The sequence below is a fragment of the Delftia sp. RIT313 genome (assembly GCF_000632165.1).
Lineage (GTDB): Bacteria > Pseudomonadota > Gammaproteobacteria > Burkholderiales > Burkholderiaceae_C > Comamonas > Comamonas acidovorans.
Genome location: NZ_JFYT01000079.1, coordinates 238,111 through 254,820, shown reverse-complemented (window position 1 = coordinate 254,820; position 16,710 = coordinate 238,111). Strand labels below are relative to the sequence as shown.

At 68.4% G+C, this 16,710-nt stretch carries 13 protein-coding genes; 8 read left to right on the top strand and 5 right to left on the bottom strand.

Annotation, left to right across the window (positions count from 1 at the left end; genetic code table 11):
* The 6 genes from BW39_RS23170 to BW39_RS23195 form a co-directional block, all read left to right on the top strand.
* Positions 1 to 2,379, top strand: a 2,379-nt coding sequence (locus BW39_RS23170) for a TonB-dependent siderophore receptor (RefSeq protein ID WP_043824554.1), incomplete at its 5' end; no start/stop codon positions are given.
* 184 nt (positions 2,380 to 2,563) lie between these two features.
* Positions 2,564 to 3,751, top strand: a complete 1,188-nt coding sequence (locus tag BW39_RS23175; RefSeq protein WP_043824557.1) for a muconate cycloisomerase family protein — start codon at positions 2,564 to 2,566, stop codon at positions 3,749 to 3,751.
* A 28-nt stretch (positions 3,752 to 3,779) separates the two neighbouring features.
* On the top strand, positions 3,780 to 4,058 hold the full coding sequence (gene catC, locus BW39_RS23180) for a muconolactone Delta-isomerase (protein ID WP_034390814.1): 279 nt from the start codon (positions 3,780 to 3,782) through the stop codon (positions 4,056 to 4,058).
* Positions 4,059 to 4,100: 42 nt separating this feature from the next.
* Positions 4,101 to 5,093, top strand: a complete 993-nt coding sequence (locus BW39_RS23185; RefSeq protein ID WP_012203793.1) for a Bug family tripartite tricarboxylate transporter substrate binding protein — start codon at positions 4,101 to 4,103, stop codon at positions 5,091 to 5,093.
* Positions 5,094 to 5,140: 47 nt separating this feature from the next.
* Positions 5,141 to 6,055 carry a dioxygenase family protein gene (locus BW39_RS23190; RefSeq protein WP_043824560.1) on the top strand — a complete coding sequence of 305 codons (915 nt, stop codon included), beginning with the start codon at positions 5,141 to 5,143 and terminating at the stop codon, positions 6,053 to 6,055.
* A 111-nt stretch (positions 6,056 to 6,166) separates the two neighbouring features.
* Entirely contained in the window at positions 6,167 to 7,162 is a 996-nt protein-coding gene (locus BW39_RS23195) for a Bug family tripartite tricarboxylate transporter substrate binding protein (protein WP_012203791.1), read from the top strand.
* 16 nt (positions 7,163 to 7,178) lie between these two features.
* Here BW39_RS23195 and BW39_RS23200 read toward each other — a convergent pair whose 3' ends face one another.
* Positions 7,179 to 8,135 (bottom strand): DMT family transporter, encoded by a 957-nt coding sequence (locus BW39_RS23200; protein ID WP_043824562.1) that lies wholly within the window; start codon positions 8,133 to 8,135, stop codon positions 7,179 to 7,181.
* A 72-nt stretch (positions 8,136 to 8,207) separates the two neighbouring features.
* Here BW39_RS23200 and BW39_RS23205 point away from each other — a divergent pair, with 72 nt between their 5' ends.
* Positions 8,208 to 9,092: a LysR family transcriptional regulator gene (locus BW39_RS23205; RefSeq protein ID WP_043824565.1), complete on the top strand. Its 885-nt coding sequence runs from the start codon at positions 8,208 to 8,210 to the stop codon at positions 9,090 to 9,092.
* On the opposite strand, the gene BW39_RS23210 is transcribed toward BW39_RS23205, so the two are convergent.
* The 3 genes from BW39_RS23210 to BW39_RS23220 are packed head-to-tail and all read right to left on the bottom strand — an operon-like array spanning position 9,089 to position 14,460.
* Positions 9,089 to 9,331, bottom strand: a complete 243-nt coding sequence (locus tag BW39_RS23210) for a formate dehydrogenase subunit delta (RefSeq protein WP_013803888.1) — start codon at positions 9,329 to 9,331, stop codon at positions 9,089 to 9,091. The two genes, BW39_RS23205 and BW39_RS23210, sit on opposite strands and share 4 nt — an antisense overlap.
* Complete coding sequence (fdhF, locus tag BW39_RS23215) at positions 9,331 to 12,267, bottom strand: formate dehydrogenase subunit alpha (protein ID WP_043824567.1); 2,937 nt, start codon at positions 12,265 to 12,267, stop codon at positions 9,331 to 9,333. Before fdhF ends, BW39_RS23210 begins: the two co-directional genes overlap by 1 nt.
* 12 nt (positions 12,268 to 12,279) lie before the next feature.
* Positions 12,280 to 14,460 (bottom strand): formate dehydrogenase subunit gamma, encoded by a 2,181-nt coding sequence (locus BW39_RS23220; protein ID WP_043824569.1) that lies wholly within the window; start codon positions 14,458 to 14,460, stop codon positions 12,280 to 12,282.
* A gap of 299 nt (positions 14,461 to 14,759) precedes the next feature.
* On the opposite strand from BW39_RS23220, the gene BW39_RS23225 reads away from it, so the two are divergent.
* On the top strand, positions 14,760 to 15,203 hold the full coding sequence (locus BW39_RS23225) for a MarR family winged helix-turn-helix transcriptional regulator (protein WP_200871543.1): 444 nt from the start codon (positions 14,760 to 14,762) through the stop codon (positions 15,201 to 15,203).
* A gap of 93 nt (positions 15,204 to 15,296) precedes the next feature.
* On the opposite strand, the gene BW39_RS23230 is transcribed toward BW39_RS23225, so the two are convergent.
* Positions 15,297 to 16,613 carry an MFS transporter gene (locus BW39_RS23230; RefSeq protein WP_012203781.1) on the bottom strand — a complete coding sequence of 439 codons (1,317 nt, stop codon included), beginning with the start codon at positions 16,611 to 16,613 and terminating at the stop codon, positions 15,297 to 15,299.
* Positions 16,614 to 16,710: the final 97 nt, after the last annotated feature.

Below are 16,710 nucleotides of genomic sequence, written 5' to 3'. Positions count from 1 at the left end.
CCCGCCCGCCCTCTTTCCTCCCGCCCGGCACGCGCCTGCCTGTCCCTGCTCGCCTGCGCGGCGGCACTGGCCTGCACGCCAGCCCTGGCCGCCCCTGCCGACATCGACCTGCCGGCCCAGCCGCTGTCCGACGCCATCAAGGCCCTGGCGCGCGCCACCGGCACCAGCATCGCGGCCGACAGCGCCCTGCTGGCAGGCAAGACCGCGCCCGCCGTCCAGGGCCGCCTGGAGCCGGCCGAGGCACTGCAGCGCCTGCTGGCCGGCAGCGGGCTGCAAGCCTCTGCCCAGCCCCAGGGCGGCTGGCTGCTGCGTCCCACCCCGGCGCGCCCGCAGACCGCGCTGGACGAAGTGCGGGTGACGGCCACGGCCCTGCGCGACGGCCGCACGGAAGGCACGGGCAGCTACCGGGCGCCCTATGCCAGCGCGGCCACCAAGATCGAGCTGACGGCGCGGGAGACGCCGCAGTCCGTGTCCGTGATCTCGCGCGCGCAGCTCGATGACCAGAACTTCGTGGAGCTCACCGAAGCCGCCAAGGTGGTGCCCGGCATCGTCGTGCGCCGGCAAAGCAGCACGGGCGGGCGCAGCGACATCCTCTCGCGCGGCTACCAGTCCTCCACCTACCAGTTGGACGGTCTCACCGTCAGCGGCAACCCGGCCACCCAGGAAACGCTGGACCTGGCCCTGTTCGACCGGGTCGAGGCCCTGCGCGGGCCGGCCGGGCTGTTCTCGGGCGCGGGCGAGCCCAGCGTCATGCTCAACCTGGTGCGCAAGCGCGCCCTGCCGGACTACCAGGGCCAGGGCGCCATCGGCCTGGGCTCGCGGGGCCGCAAGCGGGCCGAGGTGGATGTCACCGGCCCGCTGTCCGAAGATGGCCGCCTGCGTGGCCGGGTGGTGGCGCTGCACGAGAACTTCGGCAGCCCCGTGATGGCCATGGACGGCCACAAGCAGGCCCTGTACGGCACGGTGGAGCTGGACATCACTTCCCAGAGCACGGTCTCGGTGGGCGCCACCTGGCAGCGCGGCCGGGGCAACTACGACACCGGCCTGCCCGCCCACGCCGACGGCAGGCTGGCCCCCATTCCGCGCGACGTGGCCATTGCCGCCGATTGGGGCCGCGCCGCGCCCGAATCGCTGGCCGGCTTCATCGAGTCGGAGACGCGGCTCGACGGCGGCGGCCTGTTCAAGGTGGCCGCGCGCCGCGTGCTGCGCCAGCAGCGCGACAAGTACATCAACGGCTACTCGGCCGTCTCGGACACCGGCATCAGCCGCTTCACCCAGGCCCAGACCGTGGACCGCGACTACGCCGACACCACGGCCGACATCTACTACAGCACGCCCTGGCAATGGGCCGGGCAGACGCACCATTTCATCGCGGGCGCGGACTACCGCAGCTCCAACATGCACCTGCGCATGCTGCGCGGCGCCATGAACACGCCGGCCGACCTGTTCCACTACGACCCCTCCTCCATTCCCGAGCCCAGCTTCAAGCCCTTTGCCGACGACATCACGCGCACCAGCCTGCGCGGCGTCTACGGCCAGTTGCGCATCAAGCCCACGCAGGCCCTCACCCTGGTGGCGGGCGCGCGCAAGAGCTGGTGGAAGACAGAAACCTCGGATCGGCTGCAGAACACGCGCTCGGGCTACGAGGTCGATGGCCAGTTCACGCCCTTCGGCGCCGTGCTCTTCGATCTGAACGACAGCTGGACGCTCTACGCCAGCCAGTCGCGCATCTTCCAGCCGCAAAGCGGGCGCCTGGCCGGCGGCGGCCAGATCGCCCCGCGCGAGGGCCGGCAGGTGGAGGCCGGCATCAAGGGCAGCCTGCTGGACGGACGCCTGAGCGCCACCGCCGCCGTCTACCGCATGCAGGACACCAACCGCGCGCTGGCCGACCCTGGCGATGCCGCCTTCGTCATCCCCGCAGGCAAGGTGCGCTCCGAAGGCTTCGAGGCCGAAGTGGTCGGCTCGCTGTCGCCGCGCTGGGACGTGGCGGCCAGCTACGCCTACATGCGCTCCAAATACCTGCAGGGCACCGTCACGCAGACGGGCACCGACTTCAGCACCATGTCGCCGCGCCACAGCGTGAACCTGTGGGCGCGCTACCGCGTGGCCGGCCCCGTGGCCCAGGGGCTGGAGCTGGGCGCGGGCGTGCGCGCCGTCAGCGAGTTCTACGACACCCTGGGCACCGTGCGCTGGCGCGCGGGTGGCTACGGCGTCTGGTCCGTCTATGCCGCCTACCCGCTTACCCCCAAGGTCAAGCTGGCTGTGAACATCGACAACCTCTTCGACCGCGTCTACTGGGAGCGCGTGGGCACCGCCACGCGCAGCAACTACTACGGCCTGCCGCGCAGCATCATGGTCACGCTGCGCAGCAGTTTCTGACCCAGTCGCCAGAAGGCGTGCGCAGCACAAGGCTGCCGCGCCCCCTGCCTGCCGCGCAGGCATTCAACACATCGACACCATCGAATGATTTCTCACAAATAATTCAATAGATCCACACAATGCATGGATTTACGCTTGTGTCCATCGCCGGCAGCCGCCGCCAGCCAAGACACACGCCATTGCCATGCAAGACCGTTTCCTGATCGAGCGCATCGAGGCGCGGATCCTCGACATTCCCACCATCCGTCCGCACAAGCTGTCGTTCGGCTCCATCAGCCGGCAAAGCCCGGTGATCGTGCAGCTGTGGCTGCGCAATGGCGCCACGGGCTTTGGCGAGGCCGCCACCATCGGCGGCCCGTCGTGGAACGAGGAATCGCCCGAGAGCATCCACCACGCCATCACCAACCACCTGGCGCCCAGCCTGATCGGCCAGGACGGCGCGCGCTTCGAGGCCTGCCTCTCGCGCATGGACCTGGCCTGCAAGGGCAATGCCTTTGCCAAGAGCGCCGTCGAGATCGCGCTGATGGACGCCGTGGCCCGCAGCCTGCAGTTGCCGCTGTGGCAATTGCTGGGCGGCAAGCAGCGCGACAGCCTGCCCCTGGCCTGGACGCTGGCCAGCGGCGACATCGAGCGCGACCTGGCCGAGGCCCATCTGCGCCTGGAACAAAAGCGCCACCGCATCTTCAAGATGAAGATCGGCGCGCGCACGCCCGAGGCCGACGTGGCCCATGTGAGCGAGATCGCACGCGGCCTGCAGGGCCGCGCCACGCTGACCGTGGACGTCAACCAGGCCTGGGACGGCGCCACGGCGCGGCGCTTTCTGCCGCAGCTGATCGATGCCGGCGTGACCCTGATCGAGCAGCCCGTGGCCGGCTGGAACGTGCCCGCGCTGCGCGAGCTGACGGCCACGCTGCAGGGCGCGCTGGTCATGGCCGACGAGAGCGTGTGCACGCCCTACGACGCCATGCGCCTGGCGCGCGAGCAGGCCAGCCATGTGTTCTCGCTCAAGGTGGCCAAGCACGGCGGCCTGCTGCGCACGCGCAAGGTGGCAGCCATCGCCCAGGCGGCCGACATCGGCTGGTACGGCGGCACCATGCTGGAGACCTCGATCGGCTCGGCCGCCTCGGCCCATGTCTTTGCCACGCTGGGCGGGCAGCACTACAACTGCGAGCTGTTCGGCCCCCAGCTGCTGGTGGACGACATCGTCACCGAGCGCATGGCCATCCGCGACTTCGAGCTGCAACTGCCCGACGGGCCGGGCCTGGGCGTGGAGATCGACCTGCAGCAACTCGCGCGTTTCGACCGCGCGCTGGCCGACAGCCAGCCGCAGCACTTCGACATGGGGCAGGCCCGGACCGGGGCTGCGACCTGAATTCCTTTCATTCCTCCTGGAGACAAACATGCTTTATCTGGTCCGCATGGACGTGAAGATCCCCCACGACCTGCCCGCCGACGTGGCAGCCGAGATCAAGGCCCGCGAGAAGGCCTATTCCCAGCAACTGCAGCACGAAGGCCGCTGGCCCCACATCTGGCGCGTGGTGGGCGAGTACGCCAACTACAGCGTGTTCGACGTGGCCTCCAACGACGAGCTGCACGAGCTGCTGCAGGGCCTGCCGCTGTTCCCCTACATGGACATCCAGGTCACGCCGCTGGCCCGGCACCCCTCGGCCATCGCCTGAGCACAGCCCAAACCAAGACCAAATTTTTCGGAGACAACTGAAGTGAATGTGAAACGCCGTTTTCTGACCGCCGCAGCCGCAGGCCTGTGCCTGTCCGCCGTGATGCCCGCCGCCCATGCGCAGGCACCCGAGGCCAACTGGCCCAGCAAGCCCATCCGCTGGATCGTGCCCTTCCCGCCGGGCGGCGCCATGGACGCCATTGCGCGCACCCTGGGCGAGAAGGCCGGCCGCACGCTGGGCCAGCCCTTCGTGATCGAGAACCGTCCCGGCGCCGGCGGCAACATCGGCGCCGACTTCGTGGCCAAGCAGCCCGGCGACGGCTACACGCTGATGATCACCTCCATCGGCATGGCCACCAACAAGCCGCTGTACCGCAAGCTCAGCTACGACCCGATCAAGGACTTCGCCCCCGTGGGCGTGCTGGCCGTGGTGCCCAACATCCTGGTCACCAACTCCACCCAGCCCAACGTCAAGAGCGTGGCCGACGTGGTGGCCGCCGCCAAGGCCTCGCCCGGCAAGCTGACCTATGCCTCGGCCGGCAACGGCACCTCCATCCACCTGGCGGGCGAAGTGTTCAACTCGCTGGCCGGCGTGGACATCCTGCACATCCCCTACAAGGGATCGGGCCCGGCCGTCTCCGACCTGCTGGGCGGACAGGTCAACTACATGTTCGACTCCATCACCTCGGCGCGCCCGCACATCCAGTCGGGCAAGCTGCGCGCCCTGGCCGTGACCACGGCCAAGCGCTCGTCCAGCATGCCCGACGTGCCCACCATGGAAGAGGCCGGCATCAAGGGCTACGAGGTCTCGCCCTGGTTCGCCGTCTTCATGCCCGCCAGCACGCCGCCGGCCATCGTCAAGAAGCTCAACCAGGTGTTCGTGGCCGAGATGAAGCAGCCCGACGTGCTCGAACGCTTCAAGGCCATCGGCGCCGAAGTCGTGGGCTCCACGCCCGAGGAGGCGGCCAAGCACCTGCAGGCCGAGTCCGTGCGCTGGACCAAGGTGATCACGGAGCGCAACATCAGCATGGACTGAGCGCTTCTCTTTTCCAGGACATCCCATAAAACCACGAGGAGACAAACATGTCCGAACTGTCCCAGGACCAGCTGCTGAATCTGGTCAACAGCAAGCAGATCGCCCCTGGCAGCGACCGCGTGCGGGCGCTGACCCAGCGCATCGTCAGCGATCTGTTCCACACCATCGACGAGATGGATGTCACGCCCGACGAGTTCTGGGCCGCCGTGGACTGGCTGGGCCGCCTTGGGAGCAGCGGCCAGCTGGGCCTGATCACGGCAGGCCTGGGCTTCGACCGGCTGCTGGACATCCGCAGCGACGAGGCCGATGCGCGTGCCGGCCGTGCGGGCGGCACGCCGCGCGCCATCGAAGGCCCGCTGTTCGTGGCCGGTGCACCGCTGTCGCAAGCCGAAGTGCGCCTGGACGAAGGCGAGCCCCAGGGCGAGGTCTTCGTGATGGAAGGACGGGTGCTGGATCTTGACGGCCGGCCTTTGCCGCATGCGCTCATCGATGTCTGGCATGCCAATGTCCAGGGCGGCTACTCGCACTTCTTCCCGGGCATGAAGCCCTACGAGCTGCGCCGCCGCATAGAAACCGACGACCAGGGCCGCTACCGCTTTCGCAGCTATGTGCCGCCCGGCTACTCCATACCGCCGAACAGCCCCACCTCGGAACTGTTCGACGCGCTGGGACGCCACGGCCATCGTCCCGCCCACATCCACTTTCTCGTGGTTGCATCCGGCATGCGCACGCTGACCACCCAGGTCAACCTGCCCGGCGATACCTACCTGGACGACGACTTCGCCTTCGCCACGCGTGACGGCCTGATCGTCGAGCTGGAGCGCGGCGTGGCGCCGGCCGGCTATGAGTCGCTGGGCGTGAACGCGCCTTTCGTCCGCACGCGCTTCGACTTCGTGCTGCAGCCCGCAGTCAGCGAAGGCGAGTCCTTGCCGCTGACACGCATGGAGCGCGTGCGCGCCTGAGGCTCCGCCACCTTCCGGTGCCTTCCGGCCTGCCATTTTTTCGATTCTTCCGTTCCACAGCAGGCCGCCCCTTGGAGTGCGGCCTGCTTCACCGTACCCGCTTCCCACACCATGTCCAGCCTGCATCGCATCGCCGCAACCCTGCTGACCGCCACCGTGGCCCTCGTGCCCGCCCTGGGACACGCCCAGGCTCCGGCAGCCTTTCCTTCCAAGCCGGTGAACATCGTCGTGCCCTACGCGGCCGGCGGCCCCGTGGACAACCTGGCACGCGCGCTGGCCACGCGCCTGAACAAGGTCTGGTCGCAACCCGTGGTCATCCTCAACCGCACAGGCGCCAACGAGATCATCGGGGCCGAGTACGTGGCCAAGAGCGCACCCGACGGCTACACGCTGTTCGCCGCGACCGAAGCGTCGCTGACCATGAACCCGCACCTGTACAGGAAGCTTCCCTACAACCCGCAAAAGGACTTCGCCCCCATCTCCCGCCTGATCAGCGTGCCCATGGTCTTCTTCGTGCCCCAGAGCTCCAAGGCCGGCACGCTGCAGGAGTTCATCGCTCAGGCACGCCAGGCAGGCAAGACCAAACCGCTGACCTATGGCTCATCGGGCGCGGGCGGCATCGTGCACCTGCCGCTGGCCATGTTCGCCAAGCAGGAAGGGCTGGAGATGGTGCACGTGCCCTACAAGGGCGCCGCACCGCTGATCCCCGAAGTCATCGCCGGCCAGATCGACGCAGCGGTGCTGGGCGTGTCGGTGATCGAGCAGCACATCAAGTCGGGCAAGCTCAAGGCCCTGGCAGTGTCCTCGGAGACACGCAGCATCGCCCTGCCGGATGTGCCCACCTTCAAGGAAGCGGGCGTGCGCGACATCCAGGCTGTCTTCAACATCGGCCTGCTGGCACCGGCTGGAACGCCGGCGCCCCTGGTGGAGAAGATCGCCGCCGATGTGCGCCGCGTGCTGCTGGAGCCCGAATTCCGCAAGACCCAGGTGGACGCGTTCTCTTACGTGGCCGTGGCCTCCAGCCCCGCCGAATACCGCGACTTCCTGGCGCGCGACTACCAGGTGCAGGGCGAGCGCGTGCGCACCTCGGGCGCCTCGCTGGATTGAACCGGACGGAGTCCGTTCAGCTCTGGACTGCGGTGCGCTTGGCAACCACCTGCACCGCAGCCGCAGGCCTGCGCCCCCAGTTCATCAGCGCCGTGCCGGCCACGGCCATGCCGCCGCCCAGCACGATGCTGGCATCGATGCTCTCGCCCAGCCACAGCGCCGACAGCGCCACACCGATCACGGGCACCAGCGTGATGTAGCCCGAGGCCGCACCCGCACCCAGCGCCTTGACGCCGTCGAAGTACCAGGCATAGGCAAGCGCCGTGGCGCCGAAGGCCAGGAAGGCCAGCGCGCTCCAGGCGGTTGCGTTGCCAAGCACGGCAGCCTGCAGGCCTGCCGGCCCCTCGACCACCAGGCTGGCCACCAGCAGCATGGCCGCGCCCATGGTCGAGGTCACGGCCGTGGCCGACAGCGCATCCACGCCCGTGAGCAGCCAGCGGCCGATCAGGGTGTAGCTCACCCAGCAGACCACGCAGCCCAGGATCAGCAGCTCTCCGGCGCCCACCGATCCCTGCAGCAGCGCCAGCGGCTGGCCATGCGAGATCACCACCACGGCGCCGCAGGCCGCCAGCGCCATGCCCAGGGCAATGGTGCGGTTGAGCCGCTCGCCGAACAGCCAGACCGCCAGCGCCAGCGTGAGCACGGGGTTGAGCGTGATCACCAGGGCCGCCTTGCCGGCCGGCACATGCTGCAGCCCCATGAGGAAAAAGGCCGCATAGCCGAACACGCCCGTGGCGCCAGCGGCCGCCATGCCCAGCCAGCGTTTGGCGCTCCAGTGCCTGAGACCGGCCATGCCGCCGGCCCAGTACAGCCAGGGCAGCAGCACGGCGGCGGCCAGCAGGAAGCGCAGGCTGGCGGCTGCCAGCGGCGGCATGTTCTGTGCCACCACGCGGCCCGCAGGCCAGGAAGCGCCCCACAGCAGGGCCATGCCGACAAGCCGCAGGTGGGGACCGAAGAAGCGTTGAAAATTCATGGCGCGTACTATGTGCTCATATCGATTCATAGACAAATGAGCGAATGCTCATGACCTGGACACCGTGATCCCATGACCTTCACCCAGCTCGAAGTGTTCGCGGCGCTGGCCCGCGCCGGCAGTTTCTCGCGCGCAGCCGCGCTGCTGGGCATTACCCAGAGCGCCGTCAGCCATGCCCTGCGCGCGCTGGAAGGCGAGCTGCAGGTGCAGTTGGTGCGGCGCGAAGGCCCCCACTCCCCACTGACCGACGCAGGCACGCGGCTGCTGCAGCGCGCCAACGACATCCTCCAGCAAAAGGAGGCCTTGCGGCAGGAGGCCGATGCCGAACGCGGCATGGCGCGCGGCACGCTGCGCGTGGCCTCGTTCGGCGCCACCTCTTCGCTGCGTCTGCTGCCACCGCTGATCACCGAATACCGGCGCCGCCAGCCCGCCGTGCTGGTGCAGATCGACGAGCAAAACGACGACACCGTGGTCAAGTGGCTGCTGGAGCGGCGGGTGGAGATCGGCTTCGTCGTGCTGCCCGATGAGCGCTTCGAGACCGTGCCCCTGGTGGAAGACGAACTGGTGGCGCTGCTGCCCGCATCGCACCGGCTGGCGGCCCAGCGCAGCATCCGCGCCGCCGACCTGCAGGGCGAGGCCTTTGTGCGCACCTCGGCCGGGTCGGGCGCGCACATCGACCGCTTCCTGGCCGAGGCCGGCGCCCAGCCTGCGGCCATCTACCACTTCGAGCAGATGTCCTCCATGCAGGGCTTCGTGGCCCAGGGCCACGCCATTGCCATTGCCGCGCGCCTGGCCGTGCCCGAGCAGGCGCCCGAAGGCATGGTCTACCGCAGCCTCGCGCCCCGCCAGCGCCGCGTCACCGGCCTGGCCGTGCGCAGCATGGAACGGCTGTCACCGGCCGCTGCCGGCTTTGTGGAGCTGGCGCGGGAGATGGCGAAGAAGAAGCGGTTTGGCTAAGCCTGCGCCGCCGACGGCAAGGTCAGCGGATGCAGCACCAGCGCCTCGCGCACGATGGGCTTGAGCGCCTGCGCCTCGTCGGGGCTGGCCAGCACGCGGGCCAGTTCGGCGCGCATGCGGGGCTCCCAGAATTTGCGGATGTGTTCGGCAATGCCCTGCAGGGCCTCGTCGCGCTCGGGCATGGCCTCGAAGAACTCGCCGATGCGGTTGGCCATGCGGACCAGGTTCGCGCTGTCCATCACTTGCCTCCCGCCACGGCCATGCTGCCGGCCTGCGCGGCTTGCAACAGGCCGATCTGCTCTTCATGCATGCGCGCAAAGCCGCGCTGCCAGTCGGACGGCTGGGCGTGCTGGGGGACGGGCAGCACCTGCACGGCCGTGACCTTGTATTCGGGGCAGTTGGTGGCCCAGTCGGAGCTGTCGGTGGTGATGACGTTGGCGCCCGATTCGGGAAAGTGGAAGGTGGTGTAGACCACGCCGGGCTGTATGCGCTCGGTGACGGTGGCGCGCAGCACGGTCTCGCCCGCGCGGCTGGCGATGCCGACCCAGTCTCCGTCGCGTATGCCGCGGTCCTCGGCGTCATGCGGATGGATTTCCAGCCGGTCCTCGCTGTGCCAGTGGCTGTTGTGCGTGCGCCGGGTCTGGGCACCCACGTTGTATTGCGACAGGATGCGGCCCGTGGTCAGCAGCAGCGGAAAGCGCTGGGTGACCTTCTCGTCGGTGGCCACGTACTGGGTGATGATGAAGCGGCCCTTGCCGCGCACGAAGCGATCCCTGTGCATGATGGAAGTGCCGGCCTCTTCGGTGCTGTCATTGCAGGGCCATTGCACGCTGCCCAGCCGGTCGATCTTGTCGTAGTTCACGCCCGCAAAGCTGGGCGTGAGCGCGGCGATCTCGGCCATGATCTCGCTCGGGTGCGTGTAGTGCATGGCATAGCCCAGCGCATTGGCCAGCAGCTGGGTGACCTCCCAATCGGCATAGCCGGCCAGCGGCGCCATGACCTTGCGCACGCGCGAGATGCGGCGCTCGGCATTGGTGAAGGTGCCATCCTTTTCGAGGAAGGAAGCGCCTGGCAGGAAGACATGGGCGTACTTGGCGGTTTCGTTGAGGAAGATGTCCTGCACCACCACGCATTCCATGGCCGAGAGCGCGGCCGTCACATGCTGGGTGTTGGGGTCGGACTGCACGATGTCCTCGCCCTCGCAGTACAGGCCCATGAAGCTGCCGGCCAGGGCCGCCTCGAACATGTTGGGAATGCGCAGCCCGGGCTCGGGGCTGAGCGCCACGCCCCAGGCGTCCTCGAACTCGGCGCGCACCGTGCTGTCCGAGATGTGGCGGTAGCCGGGCAGCTCATGCGGGAAGGAACCCATGTCGCAGGAGCCCTGCACATTGTTCTGGCCACGCAGCGGGTTCACGCCCACGCCTTCGCGGCCCACGTTGCCCGTGGCCATGGCCAGGTTGGCAATGCCCATGACCATGGTCGAGCCCTGCGCATGCTCGGTCACGCCCAGGCCGTAGTAGATGGCCGCGTTGACGGGAGTGCCCGCCGCGTGGTCCTCGGCACCCAGCGCATACAGGCGCGCGGCGCCGCGCACGAGTTCGGGAGCGACCCCGGTGACCTCGGCCATGGCCTCGGGCGAGTTCTCGGGCCGGGCCACGAATTCCTTCCACTGCGCGAAGGACTTGGCATCGCAGCGCTCGGCGATGTAGTCCTCGGCCAGCCAGCCTTCGGTGACGATGACATGGGCCAGCGAGGTGATCATGGCCACGTTGGTGCCGGGCCGCAGTTGCAGGTGGTAGTCGGCGCGGATGTGGGGCGACTTGACGAGCTCGATCTCGCGCGGGTCGATGACGATGAGCTTGGCGCCCGCACGCCGGCCGTCGCCGCGCAGGCGCTTTTTCATGCGCGAGCCGAACACCGGGTGCGCGGCCGTGGGGTTGGCGCCGATGACCATGACCACGTCCGTGTGCTCGATGGACTTGAAGGTCTGCGTGCCGGCCGAGGTGCCATAGGTCTGGCCCAGGCCATAGCCCGTGGGCGAATGGCACACGCGCGCGCAGGTATCGACGTTGTTGTTGCCGAAGGCCGTGCGCACCAGCTTTTGCACCAGGTAGGCCTCTTCGTTGGTGCAGCGCGAGGAGGTGATGCCGCCAATGGAATCCTTGCCGTGCTTCGCCTGGATGCGGCGGAACTCGCTTGCCGTGTGGGCAATGGCCTCTTCCCAGCTGACCTCGCGCCAGGGGTCGGTGATCTTCGCGCGGACCATGGGCCGGGTGATGCGGTCCTTGTGCGTGGCATAGCCCCAGGCAAAGCGGCCCTTGACGCAGGCATGGCCCTCGTTGGCCTGGCCGTCCTTCCAGGGCACCATGCGCACGACCTGCTCGCCCTTCATCTCGGCCTTGAAGCCGCAACCCACGCCGCAGTAGGCGCAGGTGGTGATGGCGCTGTGCCCGGCCTGGCCCAGCTCGGTCACGGTCTTTTCCTGCAGCGTGGCCGTGGGGCAGGCCTGCACGCAGGCGCCGCAGCTGACGCAGTCGCTCTCCATGAAGCTGCCGCCCTGCCCCGCCGTGACGCGCGATTCGAACCCCCGGCCCGAGATGGTCAGCGCAAAGGTGCCCTGCGTCTCCTCGCAGGCGCGCACGCAGCGGTTGCAGACGATGCACTTGCTGGGGTCGTAGCTGAAGTACGGGTTGGAGTCATCGACCTCGGCGCGCGCCTGGCCCTTGAAATGGTTGGCGCCGTCGAAGCCGTAGCGCACCTCGCGCAGGCCCACGGTGCCGGCCATGTCCTGCAGTTCGCAGTCGCCGTTGGCGCTGCAGGTCAGGCAGTCCAGCGGATGGTCGGAGATGTACAGCTCCATCACGCCACGGCGCAGCTCCTGCAGTTGCGGGCTTTGCGTGCGCACCTTCATGCCCGGCTCGGCCGGCGTGGTGCACGAGGCCGGAAAGCCCTTGCGGCCTTCAATCTGCACCAGGCACAGGCGGCAGGAGCCGAAGGGCTCCAGGCTGTCGGTGGCGCACAGCTTGGGCACGCTGACGCCGCCTTCCATGGCCGCGCGCATCAGCGAGGTGCCCTCGGGAACGCAGACCTCGCGGCCGTCGATCTCCAGGGTGATCAGGCGTTCGGACGGGCTGGCGGGCGTGCCCCAGTCGGCTTGCTTCAAATGGTCGAGCATGGTGTTCTCCGTTCAGGCAGCCGCTGCGGCCGTGGTGGACTCGATGCCGAAGTCCTGGGGGTAGTGGTTCAGCGCAGAGCGCACGGGATACGGCGTCATCCCGCCCATGGCGCACATGGAGCCATGCTGCATGGTGTCGCACAGGTTCTCCAGCAGGGCCACCTGGCCGGCGTGGGCGGCAGGGTCGGTGCCGGCGCGCACGATGCGGTCGATGACCTCCACGCCGCGCGTGGAGCCGATGCGGCAGGGTGTGCACTTGCCGCAGGACTCGATGGCGCAGAACTCCATGGCATAGCGCGCCAGCTGCGCCATGTCGGCCGTGTCGTCGTGCACGACGATGCCGCCGTGCCCCACCACGTTGCCCTTGGCGGCATAGGCCTCGTAGTCCAGCGGCACATCCCAGTCGGCTGGCGCCACATAGCTGCCCAGCGGGCCGCCCACCTGCACGGCCTTGACGGTGCGGCCGGTGGCCGTGCCGCCGCCAAAGTCTTCCACCAGTTCGCGCAGGCTCAGGCCGAAGGCCTTTTCCACCAGGCCGCCGCGCGCGATGTTGCCGGCCAGCTGAAACGGCAGGGTGCCGCGCGAGCGGCCCATGCCGAAGCCCTGGTAGAAGGCCGCGCCGCGCGCCAGGATCAGCGGCACCGTGGCCAGCGTGATCACGTTGTTGATCACCGTGGGCCGGCCCCACAGCCCCTCGATGGCCGGCAGCGGCGGCTTGGCGCGCACAATGCCGCGCCGGCCCTCGATGCTCTCCAGCATGGCCGTTTCCTCGCCGCAGACATAGCTGCCCGCGCCCTTGCGCACCTCCATGTGGAAGGCCCGCCCGCTGCCGGCCACGTCGCGGCCCAGCCAGCCTGCGGCCTCGGCGCGCGCAATGGCTTCGCGCAGGGTGGCGATGGCATGCGGATACTCGCTGCGCACATAGACCAGGCCCTGCGTGGCGCCCACGGCCAGGCCCGCGATGGCCATGCCTTCGATCAGCGTGTAGGGATCGCCCTCCATCAGCAGCCGGTCGGCGAAGGTGCCCGAGTCGCCCTCGTCGGCGTTGCAGGCAATGTACTTTTGCGGCCCCGCTGCGGCGGCCACGGTCTTCCACTTGATGCCGGCCGGAAACGCCGCACCGCCACGGCCGCGCAGGCCCGAATCCAGCACCTCCTGCACGATGGCCGCGGGCTCCATGCGCGCCGCGCGCTCCAGCCCCTGCCAACCGCCATGGGCCGCATAGTCGGACAGGTTCAGCGGATCGATGACGCCCACGCGCGCAAAGGTCAGGCGCTCCTGGCGCGCCAGGTAGGCAATGGCCTCGGTCAGTCCATGGCACAGCGCATGGCTGCCGCCCTGCAGCATTCCGGCATCGATCAGGCCCGGCACCGCATCGGCCGTGACCGGGCCGTAGGCCACGCGGCCTTCGGGCGTCTCGACCTCCACCAGGGTCTCCAGCCACAGCAGGCCGCGCGAGCCGTTGCGCACGATCTGCACCTGAAGGCCGCGCGCCGCGCACTCGCGCTGCAGGGCGCCGGCCACGGCGTCAGCGCCCACGGCCAGCGCGGCGGCATCGCGGGGCACGTAGACGCGCACGCCGGAGCCTGCCCCTGCCCCTGTCCCTGCATGCGCAGGCTGCGCCACCGGCTCGCCGGCCTGCTCCGGCTGGCGGCATTGCGCGATGAGTGCATCCAGTCCGTTGGCCGAGACATGCGCATGGGGCTGGCCATCGAGCATCACGGCAGGCGATGACGCGCACAGGCCCAGGCAGTAGACCGGCTCCAGCGTGACGGCGCCATCGGCACTGGTTGCATGCCCATGCCCGTGCCCACTCGATCCGCAGCCCAGCGCCTGGCCTGCGTGGGCCAGCAGCGCATCCGCACCGCTCGACTGGCAGGCCTCGGCGCGGCAGACCTGCAGCACATGGCGGCCCGCTGGCGTGCTGCGGAAATGGGGGTAGTAGGAGATGACGCCATGCACCTCGGCACGCGAGAGGTTCAGCGCATCGGCGATGCGCGGCACGGCGGCTTCGGGGATATGGCCCAGCATGTCCTGCACGGCGTGCAGCAACTCGATCAGGGGGCCGGGGCGCCGGGCGTGGACGGCAATGGCGTGCTCGACGGCCTCGCGCTCATGGGCGCCGAGTGCGCTGCCGGCAACAGCGGCATTGAGGACGGCGATAGGAATGATCTTCCCTTGTGTGGCTGGCATGGGTGTCCCTGCTGGCTTTCGTTGTGGGGAGCGGCGCGGTCCGGTCCGCTGGCGCTTTGTCTCTCATGCCATTTCAAGGCCTGCCGGGCAAGCCGTCAAATTCAAACGGATGATTGCGCCATTCAATCGGCAAATGAGCCGCCGGGCAGTGCTGCGCCTGCTGCCCCAGGTCTTGCGGATGCCGCAGCCAGCGCGGGTTTGCGCCACTTGGCAAATGCGCCCGGCTTGTCGCAAATCACACGGTATTTGGTGTGAATTTTGATAAGCTCACGCGCACCATGAACCACCCGCCATCAGCCATGACGCCACAGGATGGCTATCATTTTTCAGACCAGATCGGCCACCTGCTGCGGCGTGTCTATCAGCGCCACACTGCACTCTTCCAGCAATACATTCCCGACTCGCAGCTCACGGCCGCGCAATTCGTGGTGCTGTGCTCCGTGCGCGACAACAGCGGCAGCTCGCTGGCCGACATCGTCAAGGCCACCGTGATCGACCAGGCCACCATCCGCGGCGTGGTGGACCGGCTCAAGCAGCGCGAACTGGTGCAGGTGGACCATGACCGCATCGACCGCCGCAAGGTCGTCATCAACCTCACCGAGGCCGGCCAGGACCTGGTGCGCGACATGGAGCCCTTCGCCAAGCAGATCACCGAAAGCACCTACGGCAAGCTCAATCCGGCCGAGCGCCTGGCGCTGGATTTTCTGCTCAAGAAGATGCTGGAAAGTGGCGAGGCCGACTGAGCCGTTGCAGCCTCCCCAAAAAAACAAAGGCCAGAAGGAAAAATCCTTCTGGCCTTTTTGCTGAGCCGACCTTTCAGTCAGCTCAGGCCGTCATCAATCCAGCGCCCGGTTGCGCGATTCCACATCCACGGCCCAGATCGACAGGGCGCCGCCCACCAGCATGGCGGACAGCACGGCCAGGGCCAGGGTGAAGTGGGTGGCCATGATGGGCGCAATGATGGCCGGGGCGAACAGGCCGCCGAAGCGCGCCACGGCGCCGGCCATGCCCATGCCGCTGGCACGCAGGTCGGTGGGGTAGACCTCGGGGGTGAAGGCATACAGCGCGCCCCAGGTGCCCAGCAGCGAGAAGCTCATCAGCAGGGTGGAGCCGATGACCACGAAGGGCGACGAGCCCAGGCTGTAGAACATGCAGCCGACGGCGCTGAGCAGCAAAAAGCCGATCAGCGTGGGCTTGCGGCCCCAGCGCTCCACGCCATAGGCCGACAGTGCGAAGCCGGGCAGTTGCACCAGGGCCAGCACCACCAGGAAGACCTGGCCGCGCATGAAGGCGAAGCCCTCGCTGCTGAGCTTGACGGGCAGGTAGACGAAGACACCGTAGTAGGCGATGGAGATCAGCGCCCAGGCCAGGAACAGCGAGAGGCTGCGGCGGCGCAGGTCGCCGTTGAACAGCGCGAGGATGGATTTGCGCTCCTGCTTTTCAGGCTGCAGGGCGGGGATTTCCGCGGTGGTGCCGTTGACCTTGGCCACCCGCTGCAGCACTTTGCGCGCCTCTTCGGACTTGCCGTTGCGGTTGAGGAACATGGGCGACTCGGGGATGTAGAAGCGCAGCACCACGCCGATCAGCGCCGGCAGTCCGGTCACGAAGAAGATCACGCGCCAGGCATCGTCACCCCAGGACACGGCCACCAGCGCCAGGATGGCCAGGAAGATGGTGCCCACGGCCCAGAACGATTCCAGCAGCACCAGCCAGCGGCCGCGGCGGTCGCTGGGCAGGAACTCGGCCATCATGGTGTAGTCCACGGGCAGCGTGCCGCCCACGCCGATGCCGGTGATGAAGCGCAGCACCAGCAGCCAGGCGAACTCGGGCGCAAAGGCCGAGGCCACGCCCGCAAAGGCGTCGATCACCACGGCCATCATCAGCACCGGGCGACGCCCGATGCGGTCGGCCAGGCGGCCGAAGACGAAGGCGCCGATCAGCATGCCGATGAAGAAGAAGGTGCCGGTCTGCAGCGCCTCGGGCACGGTCTTGCCGAAGGTCTTGGCAATGGACGGCGCGCTGAAGCCGATGGACAGCACCTGCATGGCATCGGCCAGCCAGACCAGCCCGAAGATGACGAACAGCCGATATTGGAACTTGCCGACACCCGCTGTCTGGATGCCTTTTTCCACCGAAATGTATGTAGATGACATGCAGGGACTCCTTTTCTAGCCATCGCAATTGTTGAATCTGTCTTTTCCCAGGCAAGGCCGTTCAGCTTGTGTTGCCGTCTCCTGCCGTGCCTTCCAC